The organism is Rhodopirellula sp. JB055 (assembly GCF_043100905.1).
Lineage (GTDB): Bacteria > Planctomycetota > Planctomycetia > Pirellulales > Pirellulaceae > Rhodopirellula.
On record NZ_JBICHO010000365.1, the window covers coordinates 1 to 3,003 of the forward strand.

Consider the following 3,003-nt stretch of genomic DNA (forward strand, 5'->3'; position numbering starts at 1 on the left):
GCTTGGGCTTGGTAGTAGTTGCCATAGCTTTTGTAAGCACCGCCGGAGGTGTCCATTTGGTTTGTCAACGCGGTGAGGGTTGCTTTGAATTCAGGCATGTCTTTTCGACGCGACACGGCATAGACCAAACACCCGATCGAAATTCGTGGCGTTGAATTGTCAAACCCGCCCAGCCCCGCGTAAGCGACTTGTCCGGACGAGCTGGTCATGGATTTGAAGTAGGCCACGCCGCGGTCGATCGCTTCGTCGGGGACTTTGACACCTGCGTTGCGGGCCGCTAGCAACCCGACCATGACGGCGCCGCTGACGGAGGTGTCGGCGTCTTTGGCGTCCGCACCATATCGCCAACCGCCGTAAGAGTTCTTTTTCTGCGACGTCACCGCTCCGCGAACGGCGAGTTCCAAGGCTTCGCCGAGCGAGCGATCCAGTTTCTTTCCGCCGGTGGTGAGCAGGCGTTCGTTGACGACACCGTAGGCTTCGGCGAGAGCCAAGGTTGCAAAACCGTGGTTGTACATGCTGGCGTGCCCGCCGGGGCCGCTGTTGCCACCCAGAATACCGGAGTTGGGATCTTGTGAGTTGACGATACTGATCAAACCGCGGCGGATGTTGCTGCTGTAGATGCCGTAGTTGGGGTCTTCCCCCGAGGCCAGGAACGTCATCACGGCCATCCCGGTCACGCCGGGGCCGGCGTAAGATCCGCCGGACCAATCGCCCGATTCGCTTTGTGATTTCGCGAGGTACTGCAGACCTTTTTCGTACACCTCTCTCACATCACGCGGGACCACATCGCCAAGCTGCGCGGTTGGGAACTGGGCTTGGACCGGATTCGTCGACCAGGTTCCGATCGCGAAGGATGCGAGAAAACCGAGGACGATTTTGGAGTGAATGGTTTTCATTCGATGAACCCTTGTTGCTTGAGCATGGGGCGGACTGCTCGGGCCCTTTCAGCCAGCTTTTCAATCACTTGGAGTTGTTCTTCATCGAGAAAGGAGATGTCTTCTTCGTCACTCAACTCACTGATCCAGATGTAGAAGACGTATTGCTGCAATCCAGGTTGCTGATCTTTTGAAAGAACCTTTTGGATTTGCTGGGCTTTGTTTCGAAAGTGTTCTTGGAGACGACGCTGCTGTTTGGCCGTCAGGGCCATTCCCCGACCCACCGTGGCCAAGAAGACTTTGCTTTGCGCTTCCACCTGAGCTCGGAACTGTTTGAGTTGGCGTTCTTCCAATTCGGTCGCTTGCTCTTCGGTCATCACGTAGCGAGTGACCTTCTGCATCAGCGATCCTTCGCCAAACAATCCACGAGTCAGTTCTTGCTGAAGGGGAGATGCCAGTTGATAGGCTTCGTTGATGTTTTGGTTGTCATCCTTTGATTCCATCTTGAGGAACGTTTCACGAGCGTCATTGACGCGATCGAAGAACCGTTTGATGTCACCTTGGCCGGCCAAACGCAGCGCGTCTTTTTGTCTCTCTGTTAAAGGAGTGGATTGTTCAATTCGGACGAATTGAAGTTCGATTTCTTTTTTGAGGGTGGAGCGACAACGTGCTTCATCTCGACCATGTCGTTGGAAGATCCAGCTGTCAAACTGATTCAAGTCAATTTGGTTTTGCGCGAGACAGCGGGCTGGAGTCACAGCCCCAAGAGTGCCAAACAGAATGGCACTGAACAAACCGAACCAACCAAATCGATTCATTGCAGCCACTCCTTTTCGAGATGCAGTTCGGCGTTTTGTCCGATCATGATGCCCATGCTGACCTGCTGGAAGGAGGACCACGCGGCTTGTTGATCGGTATTGAGAACCTTCCGCAGCAAATTGCTTGGGATGACGGGTACAAAGTGTGGGTTGTTGAGATAGCTGCTAATCCATTCCACATCGAGATCCACCCAGTCGTCGAGGAAAACCGTTCGGATTTTCCGCTTCTGGACCTCGGTGAGCACCAGCTTCGAATCCAATAGTGTGACGAGGTAGTCCGTGGCGGCCTCGCGTTCGATTCGCTCCCGTTGCGAGGATTCCTGTTTGTACTTCTGGAACTGTTTCTCAGTCAAAAGCAACGGCAGGAAGTCCATCGTGTCGTCGCGAATTCTGCGGACGGGATTGGCATTGAGCGTTTCGCCATTGAGTCCATGGAAACGAGGCTGGTTGGCCACGCGAATGTTGTTTGCCAGGAGATCCCCCATCTCATTGAACGCTTCTTCTGCCGACTCAACGATGGCTTTCATCTGTTCGTCGGTCGGATCGCACACTCGGTGCACAAACGAAAGTTCCGCATTCACTAGCGGTTTGAGAAACTCAGGCGGTTTGGGTTTCTTGGCGTCCGCTTTTGCCTTGCCTGCTACTAGCCTATTGAGAGCATTGAATTCTTGCAGTGCTTGCACTCTCAGTTCCTGCGACGAGACCGGGCGAGTCGTCAATGCCAACAGTCCAAGCAACAGGAAACTCCAACGGAGGGTGACCATCAGGTGCCTCCTAGTCGGCTGAAGTATTGGTCCAGCCCGCGACGGAATTCTTCGGGCAGTTCCGCTCCGGTTTCGCCGGTCGATTGCGTGACGTTTTTGTTCTCACGCACTTCCTTTTCGTTCTTGCTTTTGCCTAGCAATGCCAGGGCAGAATCGGCACTGTTGCCACCGCCCGATCCGCCACCCGGTGAACCACCACCGCCTCCGCCACCCTTCGGGTTGATGCGTTTGGAACGCAGAATCAATTCAATCGCTTCGGTCTCGGCGGCAATGGCTTGGGAGCCCGTGTTGGGTTGCTTCAGGATTGAAGTGGCATCGGTCATCACGGAGTCGACAGCGGCCAGCATCTTGAGCTCTTTCCCAAAGTGCTTGGTCGCATCTGGCAATTCGCGGATGCGTTCGATGACGTCCACGACGCGTTCGTTGATCTCCGTTTGAGTCTTGGCCAGCGTCTCGGCCGTGGCTTTGTGCTCCTTGGATTCAACGGCCTCTTTGGCTTGTTCGGCCACGCGAGTTTCGTCACGCAGGTTGACCTCGGATTCGAGG

At 54.9% G+C, this 3,003-nt stretch carries 3 protein-coding genes and 1 pseudogene; all 4 read right to left on the reverse strand.

Features of this window, described 5'->3' with window-relative positions; genetic code table 11:
• Nucleotides 1–896: squalene--hopene cyclase (locus ACF8AM_RS14620; protein ID WP_392556345.1), on the reverse strand; the 896-nt coding region annotated here is incomplete at its 3' end.
• The gene (locus tag ACF8AM_RS14625) at nucleotides 893–1,693 is read right to left on the reverse strand and encodes a hypothetical protein (RefSeq protein WP_392556346.1); all 801 of its coding nucleotides are present in this window, start codon (nucleotides 1,691–1,693) and stop codon (nucleotides 893–895) included. The genes ACF8AM_RS14625 and ACF8AM_RS14620, both read right to left, overlap by 4 nt.
• Nucleotides 1,690–2,457, reverse strand: a complete 768-nt coding sequence (locus ACF8AM_RS14630; RefSeq protein ID WP_392556347.1) for a hypothetical protein — start codon at nucleotides 2,455–2,457, stop codon at nucleotides 1,690–1,692. The genes ACF8AM_RS14625 and ACF8AM_RS14630 overlap by 4 nt, the downstream gene beginning before the upstream one ends.
• Nucleotides 2,457–3,003 (reverse strand): annotated as a pseudogene (locus ACF8AM_RS14635) (hypothetical protein); the annotation flags it as partial. The gene ACF8AM_RS14630 and the pseudogene ACF8AM_RS14635, both read right to left, overlap by 1 nt.

Excerpts from the sequence above, each read along its gene's own strand:
- ACF8AM_RS14625 (WP_392556346.1), bottom strand. The coding sequence starts at position 1,693 with ATGAATCGATTTGGTTGGTTCGGTTTGTTCAGTGCCATTCTGTTTGGC.
- ACF8AM_RS14630 (WP_392556347.1), bottom strand. The coding sequence starts at position 2,457 with ATGGTCACCCTCCGTTGGAGTTTCCTGTTGCTTGGACTGTTGGCATTG.